This is a genomic window from Neorhizobium sp. T25_13, from assembly GCF_002968675.1.
Lineage (GTDB): Bacteria > Pseudomonadota > Alphaproteobacteria > Rhizobiales > Rhizobiaceae > Neorhizobium > Neorhizobium tomejilense.
The window spans coordinates 184600-200473 of record NZ_PVBI01000003.1 but is presented as its reverse complement, the minus strand read 5'-3'; the positions used below and the strand labels follow the sequence as shown (position 1 = coordinate 200473).

Annotated in this window: 19 protein-coding genes; 9 read left to right on the top strand and 10 right to left on the bottom strand. The window is 62.6% G+C overall.

The features are described from left to right. Window positions 1-37 precede the first annotated feature (37 nt). Window positions 38-1297 carry a D-alanyl-D-alanine carboxypeptidase gene (locus tag C5J22_RS07970; protein ID WP_105438115.1) on the top strand — a complete coding sequence of 420 codons (1260 nt, stop codon included), beginning with the start codon at window positions 38-40 and terminating at the stop codon, window positions 1295-1297. Window positions 1298-1303: 6 nt separating this feature from the next. Here the strand turns inward: C5J22_RS07970 and C5J22_RS07965 are convergent, their stop codons facing one another. The 7 genes from C5J22_RS07965 to C5J22_RS07935 form a co-directional block, all read right to left on the bottom strand. Then, window positions 1304-1855 (bottom strand): SH3 domain-containing protein, encoded by a 552-nt coding sequence (locus tag C5J22_RS07965; protein WP_105437823.1) that lies wholly within the window; start codon window positions 1853-1855, stop codon window positions 1304-1306. 122 nt (window positions 1856-1977) lie between these two features. Beyond that, window positions 1978-2406, bottom strand: coding sequence for a glyoxalase/bleomycin resistance/extradiol dioxygenase family protein (locus tag C5J22_RS07960; protein WP_105437822.1), 429 nt, complete (start codon window positions 2404-2406; stop codon window positions 1978-1980). Between the two features lie 113 nt (window positions 2407-2519). Beyond that, window positions 2520-2825 (bottom strand): type II toxin-antitoxin system RelE/ParE family toxin, encoded by a 306-nt coding sequence (locus tag C5J22_RS07955; RefSeq protein ID WP_256386114.1) that lies wholly within the window; start codon window positions 2823-2825, stop codon window positions 2520-2522. Further along, window positions 2825-3079, bottom strand: coding sequence for a type II toxin-antitoxin system ParD family antitoxin (locus tag C5J22_RS07950; protein ID WP_105438114.1), 255 nt, complete (start codon window positions 3077-3079; stop codon window positions 2825-2827). The genes C5J22_RS07955 and C5J22_RS07950 overlap by 1 nt, the downstream gene beginning before the upstream one ends. 62 nt (window positions 3080-3141) lie before the next feature. After that, window positions 3142-3597 carry a GFA family protein gene (locus C5J22_RS07945; RefSeq protein ID WP_105437820.1) on the bottom strand — a complete coding sequence of 152 codons (456 nt, stop codon included), beginning with the start codon at window positions 3595-3597 and terminating at the stop codon, window positions 3142-3144. A 46-nt stretch (window positions 3598-3643) separates the two neighbouring features. Beyond that, a complete protein-coding gene (locus tag C5J22_RS07940; RefSeq protein ID WP_105437819.1) occupies window positions 3644-4351 on the bottom strand; it encodes a glutathione S-transferase N-terminal domain-containing protein in 708 nt (235 codons plus the stop codon). Window positions 4352-4436: 85 nt separating this feature from the next. Next, window positions 4437-5297, bottom strand: a complete 861-nt coding sequence (locus tag C5J22_RS07935) for an N-acyl homoserine lactonase family protein (RefSeq protein ID WP_105437818.1) — start codon at window positions 5295-5297, stop codon at window positions 4437-4439. A gap of 135 nt (window positions 5298-5432) precedes the next feature. Between C5J22_RS07935 and C5J22_RS07930 the strand changes: the two genes are divergently transcribed. The 3 genes from C5J22_RS07930 to C5J22_RS07920 all read left to right on the top strand — a co-directional run bounded on the left by C5J22_RS07930 (window position 5433) and on the right by C5J22_RS07920 (window position 8009). Next, window positions 5433-6296 (top strand): helix-turn-helix domain-containing protein, encoded by an 864-nt coding sequence (locus tag C5J22_RS07930; protein ID WP_105437817.1) that lies wholly within the window; start codon window positions 5433-5435, stop codon window positions 6294-6296. 73 nt (window positions 6297-6369) lie between these two features. Beyond that, the gene (locus tag C5J22_RS07925) at window positions 6370-6759 is read left to right on the top strand and encodes a YciI family protein (protein WP_105400421.1); all 390 of its coding nucleotides are present in this window, start codon (window positions 6370-6372) and stop codon (window positions 6757-6759) included. Further along, window positions 6756-8009 (top strand): RNA polymerase sigma factor, encoded by a 1254-nt coding sequence (locus C5J22_RS07920; RefSeq protein WP_105437816.1) that lies wholly within the window; start codon window positions 6756-6758, stop codon window positions 8007-8009. Before C5J22_RS07925 ends, C5J22_RS07920 begins: the two co-directional genes overlap by 4 nt. 178 nt (window positions 8010-8187) lie before the next feature. On the opposite strand, the gene C5J22_RS07915 is transcribed toward C5J22_RS07920, so the two are convergent. After that, window positions 8188-8487 (bottom strand): DUF1905 domain-containing protein, encoded by a 300-nt coding sequence (locus C5J22_RS07915; protein WP_245440322.1) that lies wholly within the window; start codon window positions 8485-8487, stop codon window positions 8188-8190. Window positions 8488-8638: 151 nt separating this feature from the next. On the opposite strand from C5J22_RS07915, the gene C5J22_RS07910 reads away from it, so the two are divergent. Next, window positions 8639-9109 carry an SRPBCC family protein gene (locus C5J22_RS07910; protein WP_105437814.1) on the top strand — a complete coding sequence of 157 codons (471 nt, stop codon included), beginning with the start codon at window positions 8639-8641 and terminating at the stop codon, window positions 9107-9109. A 118-nt stretch (window positions 9110-9227) separates the two neighbouring features. Here the strand turns inward: C5J22_RS07910 and C5J22_RS07905 are convergent, their stop codons facing one another. Next, complete coding sequence (locus C5J22_RS07905; RefSeq protein WP_105437813.1) at window positions 9228-10601, bottom strand: diguanylate cyclase; 1374 nt, start codon at window positions 10599-10601, stop codon at window positions 9228-9230. Window positions 10602-10851: 250 nt separating this feature from the next. Here C5J22_RS07905 and C5J22_RS07900 point away from each other — a divergent pair, with 250 nt between their 5' ends. Together C5J22_RS07900 and map are read left to right on the top strand one after the other, a co-directional pair. After that, window positions 10852-11895 carry an LLM class flavin-dependent oxidoreductase gene (locus tag C5J22_RS07900; RefSeq protein WP_105438113.1) on the top strand — a complete coding sequence of 348 codons (1044 nt, stop codon included), beginning with the start codon at window positions 10852-10854 and terminating at the stop codon, window positions 11893-11895. Between the two features lie 68 nt (window positions 11896-11963). Continuing rightward, a complete protein-coding gene (map, locus tag C5J22_RS07895) occupies window positions 11964-12719 on the top strand; it encodes a type I methionyl aminopeptidase (protein ID WP_105414967.1) in 756 nt (251 codons plus the stop codon). A 49-nt stretch (window positions 12720-12768) separates the two neighbouring features. Here the strand turns inward: map and C5J22_RS07890 are convergent, their stop codons facing one another. Then, window positions 12769-12984 carry a hypothetical protein gene (locus C5J22_RS07890; RefSeq protein WP_046632826.1) on the bottom strand — a complete coding sequence of 72 codons (216 nt, stop codon included), beginning with the start codon at window positions 12982-12984 and terminating at the stop codon, window positions 12769-12771. A gap of 202 nt (window positions 12985-13186) precedes the next feature. Between C5J22_RS07890 and C5J22_RS07885 the strand changes: the two genes are divergently transcribed. Continuing rightward, window positions 13187-14368 carry a YbfB/YjiJ family MFS transporter gene (locus C5J22_RS07885; RefSeq protein WP_105437812.1) on the top strand — a complete coding sequence of 394 codons (1182 nt, stop codon included), beginning with the start codon at window positions 13187-13189 and terminating at the stop codon, window positions 14366-14368. 125 nt (window positions 14369-14493) lie between these two features. Then, complete coding sequence (sbmA, locus tag C5J22_RS07880) at window positions 14494-15774, top strand: peptide antibiotic transporter SbmA (RefSeq protein WP_105437811.1); 1281 nt, start codon at window positions 14494-14496, stop codon at window positions 15772-15774. Window positions 15775-15874: the final 100 nt, after the last annotated feature.

Here is a 15874-nt window from a genome sequence, read left to right as displayed (position 1 = left end):
GTTCGCCGGCGACTTAGAGAGGGCGGGCATGTTTCGAATTCAGCAGATTTTGGCTTTCCTTTTGGTGCTTGGCGCCTCTCTGGCGGTCAGCCGTACGGCCGAGGCCGGCTACGCCCATTTCATCTATGATGTGAAGAGCGGCAAGGTTCTCGCGTCGGAAAATGCCGACGAGATTAACCATCCGGCGTCGCTGACCAAGATGATGACGCTCTACATGACCTTCGAGGCGCTGCGCGAGGGTCGCCTCAAATGGGATCAGGACATCCCCTTGACGCCAAATGCCGCGTCCAAGATCCCCTCCAAGCTCGGTGTGCCCGCCGGCCGGACAATTACCGTTCGCGAGGCCGTCAACGGCATGATCGTGCGCTCGGCCAATGACGCGGCTGCGACGATGGGCGATTATCTCGGCGGTTCGGAAGACCGTTTCGGGGAGATGATGACCAGGAAGGCCCGCGCACTCGGCATGAGCCGCACCGTGTTCCGCAATGCGTCAGGCCTGCCGGACGACTCCCAAGTGACGACGGCGCGGGACATGGCCCAGCTGGCTCTCGCGCTCATCCGTGACTTTCCCCGGGAATACCAACTGTTTTCAGCCAGGAACATGGAGTTCCGCGGCAAGCGCCTGCGCGGCCACAACAACCTGATGTACCGCTATCCCGGCATGGACGGCGTCAAGACCGGCTTTACCAACGCTTCCGGCTACAATATCGCCAGCGCCGTCACCATCGACGGCCGGCGGGTGATCGGCGTGGTGATGGGCGGCAAGAGCGCACGCAAGCGCGACGACCAGATGGCGGCGCTTCTCGATCGCTACGTGCCCGGCAACAATGCGGCATCCGGCGGTCTGGTGGCGTTCGAGACCCAGAAACGACCGGCCCAAGACACGCTGCCGCTCGCCTTTGCGACGCCTTCGCCGCGCAAGGAGATCACGCTCGGCGTAACGCCCAAGACCGCGATCGCCAACCTCTATGCAACGCCTCGGGCCACTGTTCCGAACGCTGCGCCATCCCCGACCGCGTCGTCTCAGACAATGACGTCCCCGCAGCCGGCGGGCTCGGCCTGGCGCATCCAGATCGCCGCGGCCGCGAGCCGCGACCAGGCATCCGCGCTGCTCGAAAAGGCAGTGCCGCTGCTCGCTCAGGGGTATGGCCGCGTTACGCCGAGCGTCGAAAGTTCTGCCGACGGCGGCAAGCAGATCTACCGCGCCCGTTTCGTCGGTTTTGCGGATGGCGATTCGGCCACGCGGGCCTGCTCGGTCCTGCAGGCAAAGGCGATCAGCTGCTTCGTGGTGCGCTGAGCGTCGCTACTCGATCGTTTCGTCGGGATAGACGCCCCAGAGCGAGCCTTGTTGAACATAGCCGCGCAAGCGTTCTTTCTGGAGGTTGGCCTTGCACCAGGTGCCGTCGCAGGTCATCAAGTCGAGGCGTACCTCCGGCAGAAGCCTTGCGACGATGCGGGCGGTTCTGGAGGGAGCCGAGCGGAGCGGGATCGGCTGTTTCAGCCATGGCCCGATCACCGCGGTCCGCTTGCTCGACAGCAGCGGCGCGAACATCCATCCGCTCGTGCCGTCGGCATCGCGTACTCTCCGCCAGTTGCCATATTCCCCGGTAATCTCGAGAGGCAGACCCTGGGCGCTATAGACCCAGGCCGTGGCATAATCGGTCGAAGGGCCAATCCGCAGGTTCGCCGATCTTGCTTTCAGCGAGACGAAGCGAGGCACGGGAAGCCCCGTTTCCCGGCCTTTCTCCCAGCCGTCGTCGAAGGCGGGCTTTGCCTGAAGCGGCTGGCCCATCGCGACGGGCGAAAGGAAAACGAGCGCCACGAGGGCCGAGGCAACAAGAGATCTGGTCTTCATTGATCCGCCGAGATTGACGATCCGGCTCGGATATGCCGGTCAGCTCCATTGGCCCCGGCAATGATTGCCGGAAGATTAATGCCTCCCGGCAATCGGGGCGGAAGTGGTCACGATGGCTTGATCTACTCCCTGACCGGCGCGTTCATCGCCCAGGCGACGCCGAAGGGGTCGCGGACCTGGCCGTAGCGGTCGCCCCAGAACATCACCTGCAACTCCGTTTCCACCGTCATGCCGGCATCGACGGCGCGTTTCCACCAGAAATCGATATCGTCGACCGGCAGCATCATGGTGAAGGCCTGCGGTTTTTCGAGCGGGTGGCCGTAGTCCGGATAGGGGTCGCAGAGCATTACCGAGCTGCCGTTGATATAGAGATGGATGTGCATCGTGCGGCCCTGGTCGTCCACCGGATGAAAGGACTCGATCTCGGCGCCGAGGGCCTTTTTGTAATATTCGGCAGCCTTCATCGCGCCGTCGAGCTGAAGATAGGCGACCACGCCGCCGCGGACGGGCGATTGCGCCTGCTTGTCGTTCGTCTGGGCATTCGTATCCATGATTTTCCCTCCTTGTTCGGATCGTTCTCGTCCATGCCGGACAATACAAGGACGAACGGGAGAAGGAGATGCCGACAGTCAGCGCGAATTTTTTCGCAGTGTGCCGGATAGGATCATCTGTCCCATTTGACCCGCCGAAGATCGACGGCACCGTCGACGACGCGGACAATGCGAACCGTGTCATCGATGATTGCGTAGAGGGCGAGCCATCTCTCGACCACGAGCATGCGAGCGGATTGGGCGATATCGGAGCGACCTGGCCCCATCTCGGGGTGGTCCGCCAATCGCGATATGCGGGCTTCTATGCGCTCGGCAACCGCATCGGCCATGATCACCCCGCTCTTGTCGGCAATCCAGGACCATATCTCCAGCATATCGTCACGGGCGCGGCTGGAATAAACGACCGCTTGGCCATGGATCAGGGTTTGCCCGCGCGTCTGCTGCGGCCTTCAGCCTTGATCGCCTTCAAATCCAGCGGGCGGTAGTCACCGCTCTCGACGCCTTCCTCCCAGGCTTTTTTCAGGCGCGTCAGATCGTCGACGGCATGGTCCTGCTCCTCCAGCAGGCGCAGAGCGTCCTCGACGACTTCGCTCGAAGAGCGATAGTGTCCAGATTCCATCTTGGATTTCACGAACTCGGCCAGATCGTCCGTCAGCGTAACATGGATGTCCATCGACAGCTCCTTCCCGCACATGATGGGAGTGGCCCGGGGTTTTGACAAGAGATTTCCGGACTTCAATCCTGTTCCGCAAATTCCTTCGCCAGGCCCTCATAGGCTTCCATCGGCGGAAAGGTTTCGTAGGAATGCACGGCCGGTGTCGTCGCCCAAGGCAGTTTTTCGGACGTATATGTCTCGATGAAGGGCACGAACCATTGCGCGTCGTCGAGCATGGTCGGACGCAGGTTGACGAACCAGTCCATGCCGACCGGCCTGGTGAACATCCAGCTCTTGCAGTGCGGGCAGTGGTAGTGGTGGGCGTCGCTGCCATGCAGGCCGCCGATCACCGGCTCGCCTTGCGTCACCTCGAACCCTTCGGAGGGGATCGCGGCGGAGAGCGAGAAGGCGCTGGCGCTCATCTTCTGGCAGCCGGTGCAGTGGCAGGCCATGGTCAGGATCGGAGGGGCGCTGATTTTCAGCCGCACCTGCCCGCAGCGGCATCCGCCTTCCATGGGAAGAGTGGGTTTCGGCATGTCTTACCTCCATCTCCCCATGAATTAGGGCGGCTATGCTGTTTGATCAGGCCGGACGTTTCGGGATATCCAGGCCACGCTGGACCGCAGGCCTTGCCAGCGCGCGCTCCAGCCATTCCGGCACGCGCTTCAGCCGGTCGTATTCGACGAACTCGCCGGCGCCGTAGAAGCCGATCAGGTTGCGCACCCAGCCGAGCATGGAAATGTCGGCGATCGAATATTCGTCGCCCATGATCCAGTCGCGGCCTTCGAGCCGGCTTTCGATGACGCGGATGATGCGGTGCGATTCCTTGGCGTAGCGGTCGCGCGGGCGCTTGTCCTCGATGTCCTTGCCGGCAAACTTGTGGAAGAAGCCGAGCTGGCCGAACATCGGCCCGACGCTCGCCATCTGGAACATCACCCACTGAATCGTCTCATAGCGACTGGCCGGATCCGCGGACATCAGCTTGCCAGTCTTTTCCGCCAGGTAGACGAGGATTGCGCCACTCTCGAACAGCGCCAACGGCTTGTCCCCGGGGCCGTGCGGATCGAGGATCGCTGGGATCTTGCCGTTCGGGTTGAGCGACAGATATTCCGGACCCCAGGTCTCGTCGGCGCCGATATTGATGAAATGCGGCTCGTAGGGCAGGCCGATCTCCTCCAGCATGATCGACACCTTCACGCCGTTCGGCGTCGGCGTCGAATAGAGCTGCAGCACGTCCGGGTTCTGGGCGGGCCATCTGGAGGTGATCGGGAAGGCGGAAAGGTCGGCCATGTCGGGGTTCCTTGGGAGGCAGAGTTTTTGTTCCCGCGGAATATAGCCACCGGCGCGCGATGCGCCAGTGGCGATCTCATCGAAGTCAGCGGGCGCTGGCCGGGAAAGCCGGCAGCTTGCCGATATCGTTTGCGTCGTGCTGGACGACCAGCTTTGCGTTCAGCTGCTTGGCGATCCCGTTCATGCGTTCCATCGAGGCGAGGCTTTCGGCCCGGTCGATATTGAAGGGCGGCACGCCGTTGTTTCCGATCTGCTCTTCGAAATGTACGACGTCGCCGGAGAGCAGCACCGGTCCGCTCTGCGGCAGTTTGACGAGCAGCGCGGTCTCGCCCTTGGTATGACCGGGCATGGCCAGCATCATCACCGAACCGTCACCGAACACGTCGCGATCGCCCGAGACCGGATCGATCTTCGCCTTGCCGTCCATCCACGGCTGGACGAGCGCCGGCATGACCCCGAAGGGCAGGGGATTTTCGTGCAGGCTTTCCCAGTCGCCGGCGCCGATCATCAGCGTTGCCTTCGCAAACGTCGAGGCCTGGCCCATATGGTCGAAGTGGTTGTGGCTGATGCCGACGATGCCGATCTGGTCCGGCTTGATGCCGATCTTTGCGAGTTGGGTCGGGATGTCGACGCTGAGCGACGGTGCCAGCGGCTGTGAGAGGTCCGCCGCCTTGCCGATCAGCGCCGCCGGCAGGCCGGTGTCCCAGAGAAGGTAATCGGCGCCGTGGCGGATCACGTAGCAGCTGTCGGTCAGGGTGCGGCTTTCGCCTTTATAAGCGAACGTATCGGAAAAGCTCGACAGGTCCTTGACCACGACCGAGCCGCAATCGAGCCGCCACAGTTCGAGATCGGCTGCGGCCTGGGCGGAGCCGGACAGGGCGAGGAGGCCGACGCCTGCGGCCAGAATGGAAGCGCCAAGGGTGGAAAGAGTGGCTAAAGTCTTCATCAAAAGTCTCCTGCGTTGAAGCCACCGCCTTCTGCCCCCGTTCCATGTTCCGTCAGGGCCGGATTTTTGCCGACTTGAGCCCGAAACGCTCGGCTGGGGTGTTTTTCGACTGGCATCCTCCGCTATAGTGCGGCGATGAACCTGATCGTCACCCAGCGCCTGCCCGATCTTTCCCGCCGCCTGCTCGACCGCCTGCGCCCGATGGTGGCGGGGCGGCTGAAGCCCGGAATGAACGCCTATGCGGAGCAGCTGTTCATCTATTGCTGTTTCGACCGGGAAAAGGTGAAGGCGCTCGAGCTCGAAGATCCGATGATCGGCATCGTGCTCCACGGCCAGAAGGAAATCTGGCTCGGCGACCGGACGCATGCCTTCCCGCCGGGCTCCGTCTTCGTGCTGCCGGGCAAGGTGCCGATGGATGTCGTCAACATTCCCGACGAGACGACCGGGTTCTACGTCGCGCTGCGCCTCGACGTTCCGTCACCGCCGGAGGGCATTGCTCCGCTTTCGGCAACGGAGCGCCTGGAAGGCGGCGAGGCGGGTTCGTTCGGCGTCCCGCTCGGCGAAGATCTCGTGGAAGCGCTCTGCCATGCGGCGGCGGCGGTCACCGACGGGGCGGTCAGCGAAACGATCAAGCGCCTGAGGCTGACCGAGGTCCTGGCGCTGCTCAGGCCGCTGCCGGAGGCGCGGGCGCTGTTTCGCCAGAGCCTTTCGGAAGAGGTCGCATGGCTGATCGCCACCGCACCCTCCGAGCCCTGGAGTGTCTCCGACATGGCGGGAGAGCTCGGTATCGGCGCCTCGACGCTGCGCCGTCATCTCACGGCGGAAGGCACGTCCTTTCGCGCCATCCTGCGCCGCGAGCGCCTGAAGGCGGCCCACAGTGCGATTGCCTCGGGCGCGTCCAGCATCGCGGCGGCGGAGGCGGCGGGTTACGCCTCGCGGTCGCATTTCTCCCGCCGTTTCCGCGAAACGTTCGGCACCAGTCCGACCGGTCGGCGCTGATCCAACAAAAAATTGCTGCGCCCTGTCGGCACCCGCGCTAATCCTTCGTCTTCATTAGGAGAAGGAGCTACGCATGCTTTACGCCATCCTTTGCTACGCCCATGAGGAAACCGTCTTCGCCTGGTCCAAGGAAGAAGAGGATGCCGTCATGGCGAAGCTCATCGAGGTGCAGACGCCCTACGCACAAGCCGGCAAGCTCGGCCCGGTCGGACGGCTGATGCCGACGACAGCCGCCACCACCGTGCGAAAAGGCAAGGAGGAGCCGCTGGTGCTCGACGGGCCGTTTGCGGAAACCAAGGAAGTGCTGCTCGGTTTCTACACGCTCGAGGCCGAGACGCTGGAAGAAGCAGTCGCCTTCTCGAAGGAGCTTTCGGCGGTCAATCCCGGCTCCAGCTCCTATGAAATCCGGCCCTTCTACGTCTTCCATCCCGGCGAGATCAAGAATAGCGAGACCAAGACATGACAGATATTGCGTGGATCGATCTTGCGCTGACGGCGGCCCGGCCGCAGGCGCTCGGCGCGCTCCTTCGTTACTTCCGCGATCTCGATACCGCGGAAGAAGCCTTCCAGGAGGCGTGCCTGCGCGCCATCAAGACCTGGCCGGACAAGGGCCCGCCGCGCGATCCGACGGCCTGGCTGATCTTCGTCGGCCGCAACAGCGGCATCGACGTGGTCCGCAAGCGCTCCAAGAACGATCCATTGCCGGAGGAGGAAGCCTTCTCCGATCTGTCCGATGCCGAGGGCGACATGGCCGACCGGCTCGACAACTCGCACTACCGCGACGACATCCTGCGGCTGATGTTCATCTGCTGCCATCCGGACCTGCCGGCGACCCAGCAGATTGCGCTGGCGCTCAGGATCGTCTCAGGCCTCAGCGTCGCGCAGATCGCCCGGGCATTCCTCGTCGGCGACAGCGCCATGGAACAGCGCATCACCCGCGCCAAGGCGCGCGTCGCCAAGGCCGGCGTGCCGTTCGAGACGCCGGGGCCTTCGGAACGGGCAGAACGGCTCGGCATCGTCTCCTCGATGATCTATCTGGTCTTCAACGAGGGGTATTCCGCCGGCATCACCAACCCCGACAGCGCCGCATTCTGCGACGAGGCGATCCGGCTTGCCCGGCTGCTGTTGCGGATCTTCCCGGCCGAGCCGGAGATCATGGGCCTTTTGGCGCTGATGCTGCTGCAGCACTCGCGTGCCAGAACGCGCATCGACAAGGACGGCCAGATCGTGCTTCTCGAGGACCAGGACCGCAGCCGCTGGGACAGCAAGCTGATCAACGAGGCCCTGGCGCTGCTCGACAAGGCGATCCGGCACCGCAAGCCCGGCCCCTACCAGGTGCAGGCGGCGATCTCGGCGCTGCATGCCCGCGCGCCGACACCCAAGGATACGGACTGGAAGGAGATCACCATGCTCTACGGACTGCTGGAGCGCATCCAGCCGTCGCCGGTCGTCACCCTCAACAAGGCTGTCGCGGTCTCGAAGCTCGAAGGGCCGGAGGCGGCGCTCGACATGATCGCACCGCTTGCCGACAAGCTCGACGGCTATTTCTATTTCCACGGGGTCAAGGGCGGGCTGATGATGCAGGCCGGGCAACGGCGCGAAGCCCGCGAGGCCTTCGACCGGGCGATCGCGCTTGCCAATTCCGCCGCCGAATGCGCGCATATCCGCCAGCAGATCGACAAGCTCGGCGCGGTTACGCCGCTGGCGGAGTAGGGCGGGCATTGCATATGAAACGTGAGGCGGTGCGGCACTCTTAACCCTCCCCCTTGTGGGGAGGGTGGCCGGCAGGCGGGAGGGGTCTTGAGGCGGAGTGAAGTCCCCTCCCCAACCCCTCCCCACAAGGGGGAGGGGCTCCACGCACCGCCTCATATTCCACATGCAATGCTCTCCGCTACCGCCGCGGCGGACGCAGCGTCATCTCGACCGCAATCAGGTCGCCGGCCGTGATGCCGGTCTTTTTCCGCACCGCGTCCTTCAATGGCAGCAGATAGGTTTCGTCCTTCGGGAAGAGCGACGTGTAGAAGGAGACGCCGCCGATCGTGGCGTCGACCGGGATCACGCCCCAGCCGTAGCTCACGAGCTTCGACAGCCGCCTGATCTCCTCGGCATGGCTGAGTGGGAGCGGTGCGAAGAAGAAAGGGGACGGGCCGCGCCAGTGGATGACCGTCGCCTCGAATGTGAATTGGTCCACCGATCTCCTCCCACCGCCTGTCATTTCGTTCCGAAGATATTTGCCGCATGGCTTGAAAAAATTCCATGACACTTGTCGGATATCGTGCTCGTCAAACGTCCTAAGTCCAGCATCGGATGAGATGTTTTGTAAAACTCAAGGGAGACAGACAATGACCGCCAATACCGCCAAGCACGCCCTGCAGATCGTCCGCGAAATGAAGGTGCCGGCCGACAAGCTCTACAAGGCCTGGACCACGCCCGAACGGATGGGCGAATGGTTCTGCCCGCAGCCGTGGAAGGTGACCGAAGCCCGGGTGGACGTCCGTGCCGGCGGCTCGAGCTTCATCCTGATGGAAGGGCCGAACGGCGAAAAAATCCCCAATTACGGAATCTACCTGGAAGTCGTGCCGAACAAGAAGCTGGTCTTCACCGACGCCTATACGAGCGCCTGGGTGCCCTCGGAAAAACCGTTCATGACCGCGGTCGTCGAATTCGAAGACCTCGGCAACGGCCGCACGAAATACACGGCAACGGTTTTTCACTGGACCGAGGAAGACAAGAACGCTCATCAGCAGATGGGCTTTGAGGAAGGCTGGGGCATCGTCGCCGACCAGCTCGAACAGGTCGCCAAGACCTTCTGAAACAGGGAGCTGCCGCCCGGGCCCAAGCTCGGGCGGCTATACCTCAAGGCGCTTTCTGGATCGATTCAAAAGGCTGCCGTAAGTCTTTGAAAACGGATTCGAAACGTCGTTTGGCAATTCACCGGGTGCCGGGGCGCCGGGTCACTCGGGTACGGGGTTCTTCCGGTTCCTGCGGTTGGGGGATCAGCGCTTCCGGTATCGTCAGGCTTGAATAGACCCGGTTGCGGCCATTCTTTTTCGCCATGTAGAGAAGCTGGTCGGCGGCGTTGAGCTGGTTTCCGAAGGTCTCGCGCTCCTCCATTTCCATGACGCCGATGGAGATGGTCACCGATATGTCCTTGTCCTGCACCGGGATGCTGGTGGCCTGGACGCGCGTGCGTACCTGCTCGCAGAAGGAATGGGCCTGGAAGGCGTTGGTATCCTTCATGTAGATTGCGAACTCTTCGCCGCCGAGGCGGGCGGCGAGGTATCGCTTGTCGATGGTCATCTCCCTGAGGGTGCTGGCAAGACGCTTCAGCACCTGGTCGCCGGCCTCGTGGCCGTAGGTGTCGTTGACCGATTTGAAATGGTCGATGTCGAGGATGGCAACCGCGTCGTTTGCCGGTGCAGGCTCCAGGGGCGGGTTCTTCTCGAAGAAGAAGCGGCGGTTTGCGAGGCCCGTCAGATGATCTCGCTCCGCCAGGTAACGTAGCCGCTTCAGCTGGGTCAGCGTTTCGACATTGTTGTCGATGCGGCATTGCAGCTCTTCCGGGACGAAGGGACGGTACACGAAATCCGACGCGCCGGCCTTCAGGAAGCTTGCGGAAAGGCCGCGATCGGACGAAGATGAAACGCCGATGATGCGCAGTTCGTCCGAAGGCCGGGTTGCGCGAATGCGCCTCGTCAGCTCGTGTCCGTCCATGTCGGGCATGTTGTAGTCGGTGATGACCAGTTCGATTGATGGGTTGTCGGCAAGCATGTCCAGGGCCTCCTTGCCGGAAAGGGCTTCGAGGACACGGAAGTTCTGCCGCTGCATGATCTCGACCAGACCGGAGCGAGCCCATCTCGCGTCATCGACGACGAGAACGGAAAAGGCGCTGTTGGTCAGGATGCGGTTCACGGTCCTGACGACCGTATCGACCGTCGTGTTGTCGCTCTTGACGATGTAGTCGATGATCTTCCGCTCGGTGTAGCGGATCGTAGCGTCCGTCTCGGAGGTTGCCGTGAAGACGATTGTCGGAAGCGCGTATTCGGCAAGCAGGGCAAGGATCTCGCCGTTGGGCGCGTCAGGCAGGTTGAGGCCGGTCAGGGCCAGGGTGAACTTCTGTCCTGCCAGCAGCATGCGGGCTTGAGCCAGGCTCGCACAGCAAAAGGTCCTGCCGGCAGTCTCCCGCTCGATCCGCTGTCGCAGCAAGGCCGAAAGGGCGGCGGAATCCTCGACAATAAGGATGTCATTCGATGATTGCAGGTTCGGAAAGTCCGAGTCGGGCCGATTTCCGGTGCCGTCATTCATTCGATTGCCTAAACGCTGTTCCTGTTGGCCGGGAAGAATATGCCCGATGGATTACCATTCTCTTAGAATCTAAACCTATGTTTGCGTCCAAAATCTCGTAGTCCCGTGTCGGTTGCCAAATCACGGAGCCGGCGACGCCCGTCGCCCCCGCACCCATCCATTCCATCGAACGTTCCCTTCGAAAGAATAGCATTTGCGCCAAACGCGCCCGATAACTATCTGACGGCATCAACGAATGGATTTTTGCAAGATGGAACTCGGGCTTCATACTTTTGGCGACGTCGATGCCGCGGCACTGGACAAGGGCGCGGAAGGCGCAAGGCGGATCAAGAATCTGCTGGAGGAGATCGTGCTTGCCGATCAGGTGGGGCTCGACGTGTTCGGGCTCGGCGAACACCACCGCCCCGACTATGTGGTCTCGTCGCCCTCCACCGTGCTTGCCGCGGCAGCGGCGATCACCAAAAACATCCGGCTGACCAGCGCCGTCTCGGTGCTCTCGTCCGACGATCCGGTGCGGGTTTTCCAACAGTTCTCGACCGTCGATCTCATTTCGAATGGGCGAGCGGAGATCATGGCAGGCCGCGGTTCGTTCATCGAATCCTATCCGTTGTTCGGCTACGACCTCGGCGACTACGACGAACTGTTCACCGAAAAGCTCGACCTGCTGCTTGCCATCCGCGATGAGGAGATCGTCACCTGGCAGGGCCAGAAGCGCGCGCCGATCAATGGCCGCGGCGTCTATCCGCGCCCGCTGCAGAAGGAATTGCCGATCTGGATCGCCGTCGGCGGCACGCCGCAATCGGTGGCGCGGGCAGGGGCCATGGGCCTGCCGCTCGCGGTCGCCATCATCGGCGGCGAGTATCCTCGCTTCGCACCCTTCTTCAACCTCTACCGCGAGGCCGCCCGCCGCGCCGGTCAGGATCCAGCGAAGCTTAAGACCAGCATCAACGTGCATGGTTTCATCGCGGATACGACAGAGGCGGCCGCCGACCAGTTCTACGGCCCGCAGGCGGAGGTCATGAACCGCATCGGCCGCGAACGCGGCTGGGGTCCGACCAACCGGGCGCATTTCGACGAGGCGCGCTCGGCGCTCGGCAATCTCTTCCTCGGCGAGCCGGAACTGGTGGCCGAAAAGATCATCGCCGCCCACAAGGTGTTCGGCATGGACCGGTTCCTGCTGCAGATGGCGATCGGTCCGATGCCGCATGCCCAGGTGATGCGCGGCATCGAGCTCTACGGCACGAAAGTGGCGCCGCTGGTCAGAAAAGAACTGGGGTCGCCAGAAAAGAATTGACGGGCTCGACCGATGGCGCGAAACCGGCGCCTGATCGAGACAGGACGCGTTAGGACGTTAGGCAGACCATGGTTATCTCCACCGAAGACGAACTGGCCAAGCTGAAGGAGATCGGCAGGCTTTGCGCGCAGGCAATGGAGACCATGGCGAAGGCACTGGAGCCGGGGATCACCACCCGCGAGCTCGACGCGATCGGCCGCAAGTTCCTGGAGGACAACGGGGCGCAGTCTGCACCGGAGACCTGCTACCAGTTTCCGGGCGCCACCTGCATCAGCGTCAACGAGGAAGTCGCCCACGGCATTCCGGGTGACCGGGTGATCCAGGCGGGCGATCTCGTCAACATCGACGTGTCGGCGGTCAAGGACGGTTTCTTCGGTGATACGGGCTCCTCCTACGCGGTGCCGCCGGTGAAGCGCGAGATCGAAAAACTATGCCGCGACGGCCGCCGCGCGCTCTGGACCGGTCTGCAGCAGGTCAAGGCCGGCAAGCCGCTTTCCGGCATCGGCAATGCGATCGGGACCTTCGCCAAGAAGAACCGCTATACGCTGATCACCAATCTTTCGAGCCACGGGATCGGCCTGACGCTGCATGACGAGCCGAAGGAAATCCCGACCTGGCCGGATCGCCATGAGACGCGTTCGATGGAAGACGGGCTGGTCTTCACCGTCGAACCTTTCCTGTCTCTCGGCGCCAACTGGGCCGAGGACGGCGGCAATGGCGATCCCTGGACGCTTTACAGCGATCCCAAGGCACCTACCGTGCAATACGAGCACACGATCGTCGCGACCCGAAACGGGCCGCTGATCCTGACGCTTGCGGATTAAGCAAAGACTTCTGTCGTTACGGAAAAATGCTGCCGTTACGGCAGATCGGTCAGTTGTGTTTGTTGCCGGCAGACACGGCATCGACACGACGATAGAAGGCGTCGGTACGCTCTGTCTGAAGGTTTCCAAGCATCTGGCGCGTATGGACGCGGGCCGCGCTCTGCAGCAATTGTGCAAAAGCGGCGTAACCGACGGAGTCGGCCTGGCGAAGCTGGGTGATCAACGGATCGACGAGTACTTCGGATAGGGTCAGGTCATGTTCCATGCGCATGCCTCCGCGCCCCGATGGCGATGGGTGAGAGATTGGCTGGCTTTCATGTCAGCAGCAAGACGATTTCCGTCATGCACTGCACCAAATCGTCGCGGCACATGCACGATCGCTTGTATACCGATCCATCATTCCGGTGCATCGCTGCAATGAAAATTCCTTATTTGCCGCAACCGGGCGCGGCTGCGATAACCGTGCCATGCTGCAGATCAATACGAGTTATTCGCACCGCCCCCTGCTGATCGGCTTTGCCGGCTCGATCGCCATGGCGGCGGCGATGGGTTTCGGGCGCTTCTTCTACACGCCGATCCTGCCCGGGATGATGACGGGCATCCCCCTTTCGGCGGCCGACGCGGGGTATATCGCGGCCGGCAATTTCGCCGGCTATCTCGCCGGCGCCATCCTGTCGGCCTATGGCTGGGCGGCCGGGCGCGAGCGCAAGGTGGCGCTCTGCGGGCTTCTGGCGACCGCGATCCTGCTTGCCGCCATGGCTGCGACGAACTCCGTCGTCGCCTTCACCGTCATCCGGTTTCTGGCAGGGCTTGCGAGCGCGCTTGCGATGATCTTCACCTCGTCGATCGTGCTGCCCTATGCGGTCGGCCGCGACAATGTGAACGTCCTGCATTTCGGCGGTGTCGGGCTTGGCATCGCCCTGTCTTCGGCGCTGGTCTTCGTCGTCAACGCGATGGCCGGCGATGGCGCACATGGATGGCGCATGAACTGGCTTGCCGGTGCGGCGATCGTGCTCATCGTGCTCGCCGCAGTCGCCTGGATCCTGCCGAAACAGGCGATCGGCACCGGCTCAGTGGTCGAACCGCCGCTTCAATGGCGCAGGCCGCTCGTGCTGCTCACCGCCTCCTACGGGCTGTTCGGCTTCGGCTACGTGATCACCGCGACCTTCCTCGTCACCATCGCGCGGATCGGCAATGCCGGTCCGATCGTCGAATTCCTGGCCTGGTTCCTGACCGGTTCGGCGGCCGCCGTCTCGCTGATCCTGTGGCGGCCGGTGCTCAACCGCTTCGGGCTCGCCAAGGCCTATACCGCAGCACTCGGGCTGCAGATGGTCGGGGTGCTCGGTTCGGTCATGCTGCCGCCGACCGCGGGCGCGCTTGTCGGAGGGCTGCTGCTCGGCGTCACCTTCATGGTGATCACCGCCTACGGGCTGCAGATCGGCCGGAAACTCTCGCCTGAAAGCCCGCGCCGGGCGCTCGCCTCCGCCACCGCCGCCTTCGGCACCGGCCAGATCATCGGCCCGCTCGTGGCCGGCTGGATCGCTGAAGCAAGCGGCGGCAGTTTTGTCGCCCCGACGCTGATTGCGGCGGCGGCGCTCGTCGTCTGCGTCCTGCTCGCACTCCCGGTTGCGCGCAGCGCCTCCGAATAATCCCACGGTTACAATTACGTAACCACGGAACGCGGCCATTGCCGCTCCCTTGGAACTGCCTTAGTTTCCGGCTCAATAGTCGTTCCGACATCCCGTCGACTCGAACTCAGGAAAGCCCAAGCTCCGTGTTCCACTCATTCTTTCCCCGACCTAAACTGTTCTTTACGTCCGGCGCGATCTGGGCTGCGATCTGCATTATTGTCTGGTATTCGGTCGGACCGCAGATGGGAGCGGCTGTCGGCTTGCCGCCGCTTGCCGAAGGAGAAAAACCGCCGATCGGCCTCGGTTACTTCTTCACACCGGACAATCTCTGGTTCTATCTCTACTTCACGATCTTCGTGGGGATATTCGGCGGCGTCTGGAAGGTGATCGCCAGGGACCATCCCTGGGCCAACTGGTCGATCTGGGGGTCGGCCTTCATCATCTTCATCGCCTATTTCGCGGTGCAGGCGTCCGTCGCGATCAACAACTGGCGCGGCCCGTTCTTCGACCTCCTGCAGGCGGCGCTTGCCAAGCAGCCTGGGATCACCGCCTGGCAGTTCTACGAGCTGCAGATCCACTTTCTGGAAATCGGTTTCGTCGGCGTCGCGCTGAATGTCATCACCGCCTTCTTCACCAACCACTACGTTTTCCGCTGGCGCACCGCGATGAACGACTACTACATGTCGAAATGGGACAAGCTGCGGCATATCGAAGGCGCCTCGCAGCGTGTCCAGGAAGATACGATGCGGTTCGCCAACATCCTGGAAGGCCTCGGCGTTACCCTGATCAACTCGGTGATGACGCTGGTGGTGTTCCTGCCGCTGCTGTTCGCCATGTCGGTCCATGTCGACGATCTGCCGATCATCGGCGCGATCCCGCACGCGCTCTTCTGGCTGGCGATCGTCTGGTCGCTGTTCGGCACGGCGCTTCTGGCATTCGCCGGCATCAAGCTGCCGGGCCTCAACTTCCGCAACCAGCGCGTCGAGGCCGCCTACCGCAAGGAACTGGTCTATGGCGAGGATCACATGGACCGCGCCCAGCCGGTGACCGTCACGGAGCTTTATGCCAATGTGCGCCGGAATTATTTCCGGATGTACTGGCACTACCTCTATTTCAACGTGGCGCGTTATTCCTACGGCCAGCTCGACGCGATCTTCTTGAACTTCATCCTCATTCCGACCTTCGTGACGGGCAAAATCACCCTTGGCATCTGGCAGCAGATCGCCACCGCCTTCGGTGAAGTCAGCAATTCCTTCCAGTATCTCGTCAACTACTGGTCGACGATCATCGAACTCCTGTCCATCCATAAACGTCTGGTGGCTTTCGAAGCGGCCATCGACGATCAGCCGCTGCCGGAAATCGACCAGCATTACCTGGAGCGGGAAGCTGAGGCCGGCGAGATCGCGGCCGACCGGCCGTATTGATCGCATCTAAACGCAAGCAACTTTGGCCGCGCCGGACGTCTTGTCCGGCGCGGTTTTGGTTTGGGAATGGGGCAGGCGGCGTCGAGTATTGTATGAGGTA

Coding starts and splice junctions, on each gene's coding strand:
- C5J22_RS07965 (WP_105437823.1), bottom strand. CDS start 1,855: ATGAAGACCAGATCTCTTGTTGCCTCGGCCCTCGTGGCGCTCGTTTTC.
- C5J22_RS07940 (WP_105437819.1), bottom strand. CDS start 4,351: ATGGCCGACCTTTCCGCCTTCCCGATCACCTCCAGATGGCCCGCCCAG.
- C5J22_RS07925 (WP_105400421.1), top strand. CDS start 6,370: ATGCTTTACGCCATCCTTTGCTACGCCCATGAGGAAACCGTCTTCGCC.
- C5J22_RS07900 (WP_105438113.1), top strand. CDS start 10,852: ATGGAACTCGGGCTTCATACTTTTGGCGACGTCGATGCCGCGGCACTG.
- C5J22_RS07890 (WP_046632826.1), bottom strand. CDS start 12,984: ATGGAACATGACCTGACCCTATCCGAAGTACTCGTCGATCCGTTGATC.
- C5J22_RS07930 (WP_105437817.1), top strand. CDS start 5,433: ATGAACCTGATCGTCACCCAGCGCCTGCCCGATCTTTCCCGCCGCCTG.
- C5J22_RS07885 (WP_105437812.1), top strand. CDS start 13,187: ATGCTGCAGATCAATACGAGTTATTCGCACCGCCCCCTGCTGATCGGC.
- C5J22_RS07935 (WP_105437818.1), bottom strand. CDS start 5,297: ATGAAGACTTTAGCCACTCTTTCCACCCTTGGCGCTTCCATTCTGGCC.
- map (WP_105414967.1), top strand. CDS start 11,964: ATGGTTATCTCCACCGAAGACGAACTGGCCAAGCTGAAGGAGATCGGC.
- C5J22_RS07905 (WP_105437813.1), bottom strand. CDS start 10,601: ATGAATGACGGCACCGGAAATCGGCCCGACTCGGACTTTCCGAACCTG.
- C5J22_RS07945 (WP_105437820.1), bottom strand. CDS start 3,597: ATGCCGAAACCCACTCTTCCCATGGAAGGCGGATGCCGCTGCGGGCAG.
- C5J22_RS07950 (WP_105438114.1), bottom strand. CDS start 3,079: ATGGACATCCATGTTACGCTGACGGACGATCTGGCCGAGTTCGTGAAA.
- C5J22_RS07910 (WP_105437814.1), top strand. CDS start 8,639: ATGACCGCCAATACCGCCAAGCACGCCCTGCAGATCGTCCGCGAAATG.
- C5J22_RS07920 (WP_105437816.1), top strand. CDS start 6,756: ATGACAGATATTGCGTGGATCGATCTTGCGCTGACGGCGGCCCGGCCG.
- C5J22_RS07960 (WP_105437822.1), bottom strand. CDS start 2,406: ATGGATACGAATGCCCAGACGAACGACAAGCAGGCGCAATCGCCCGTC.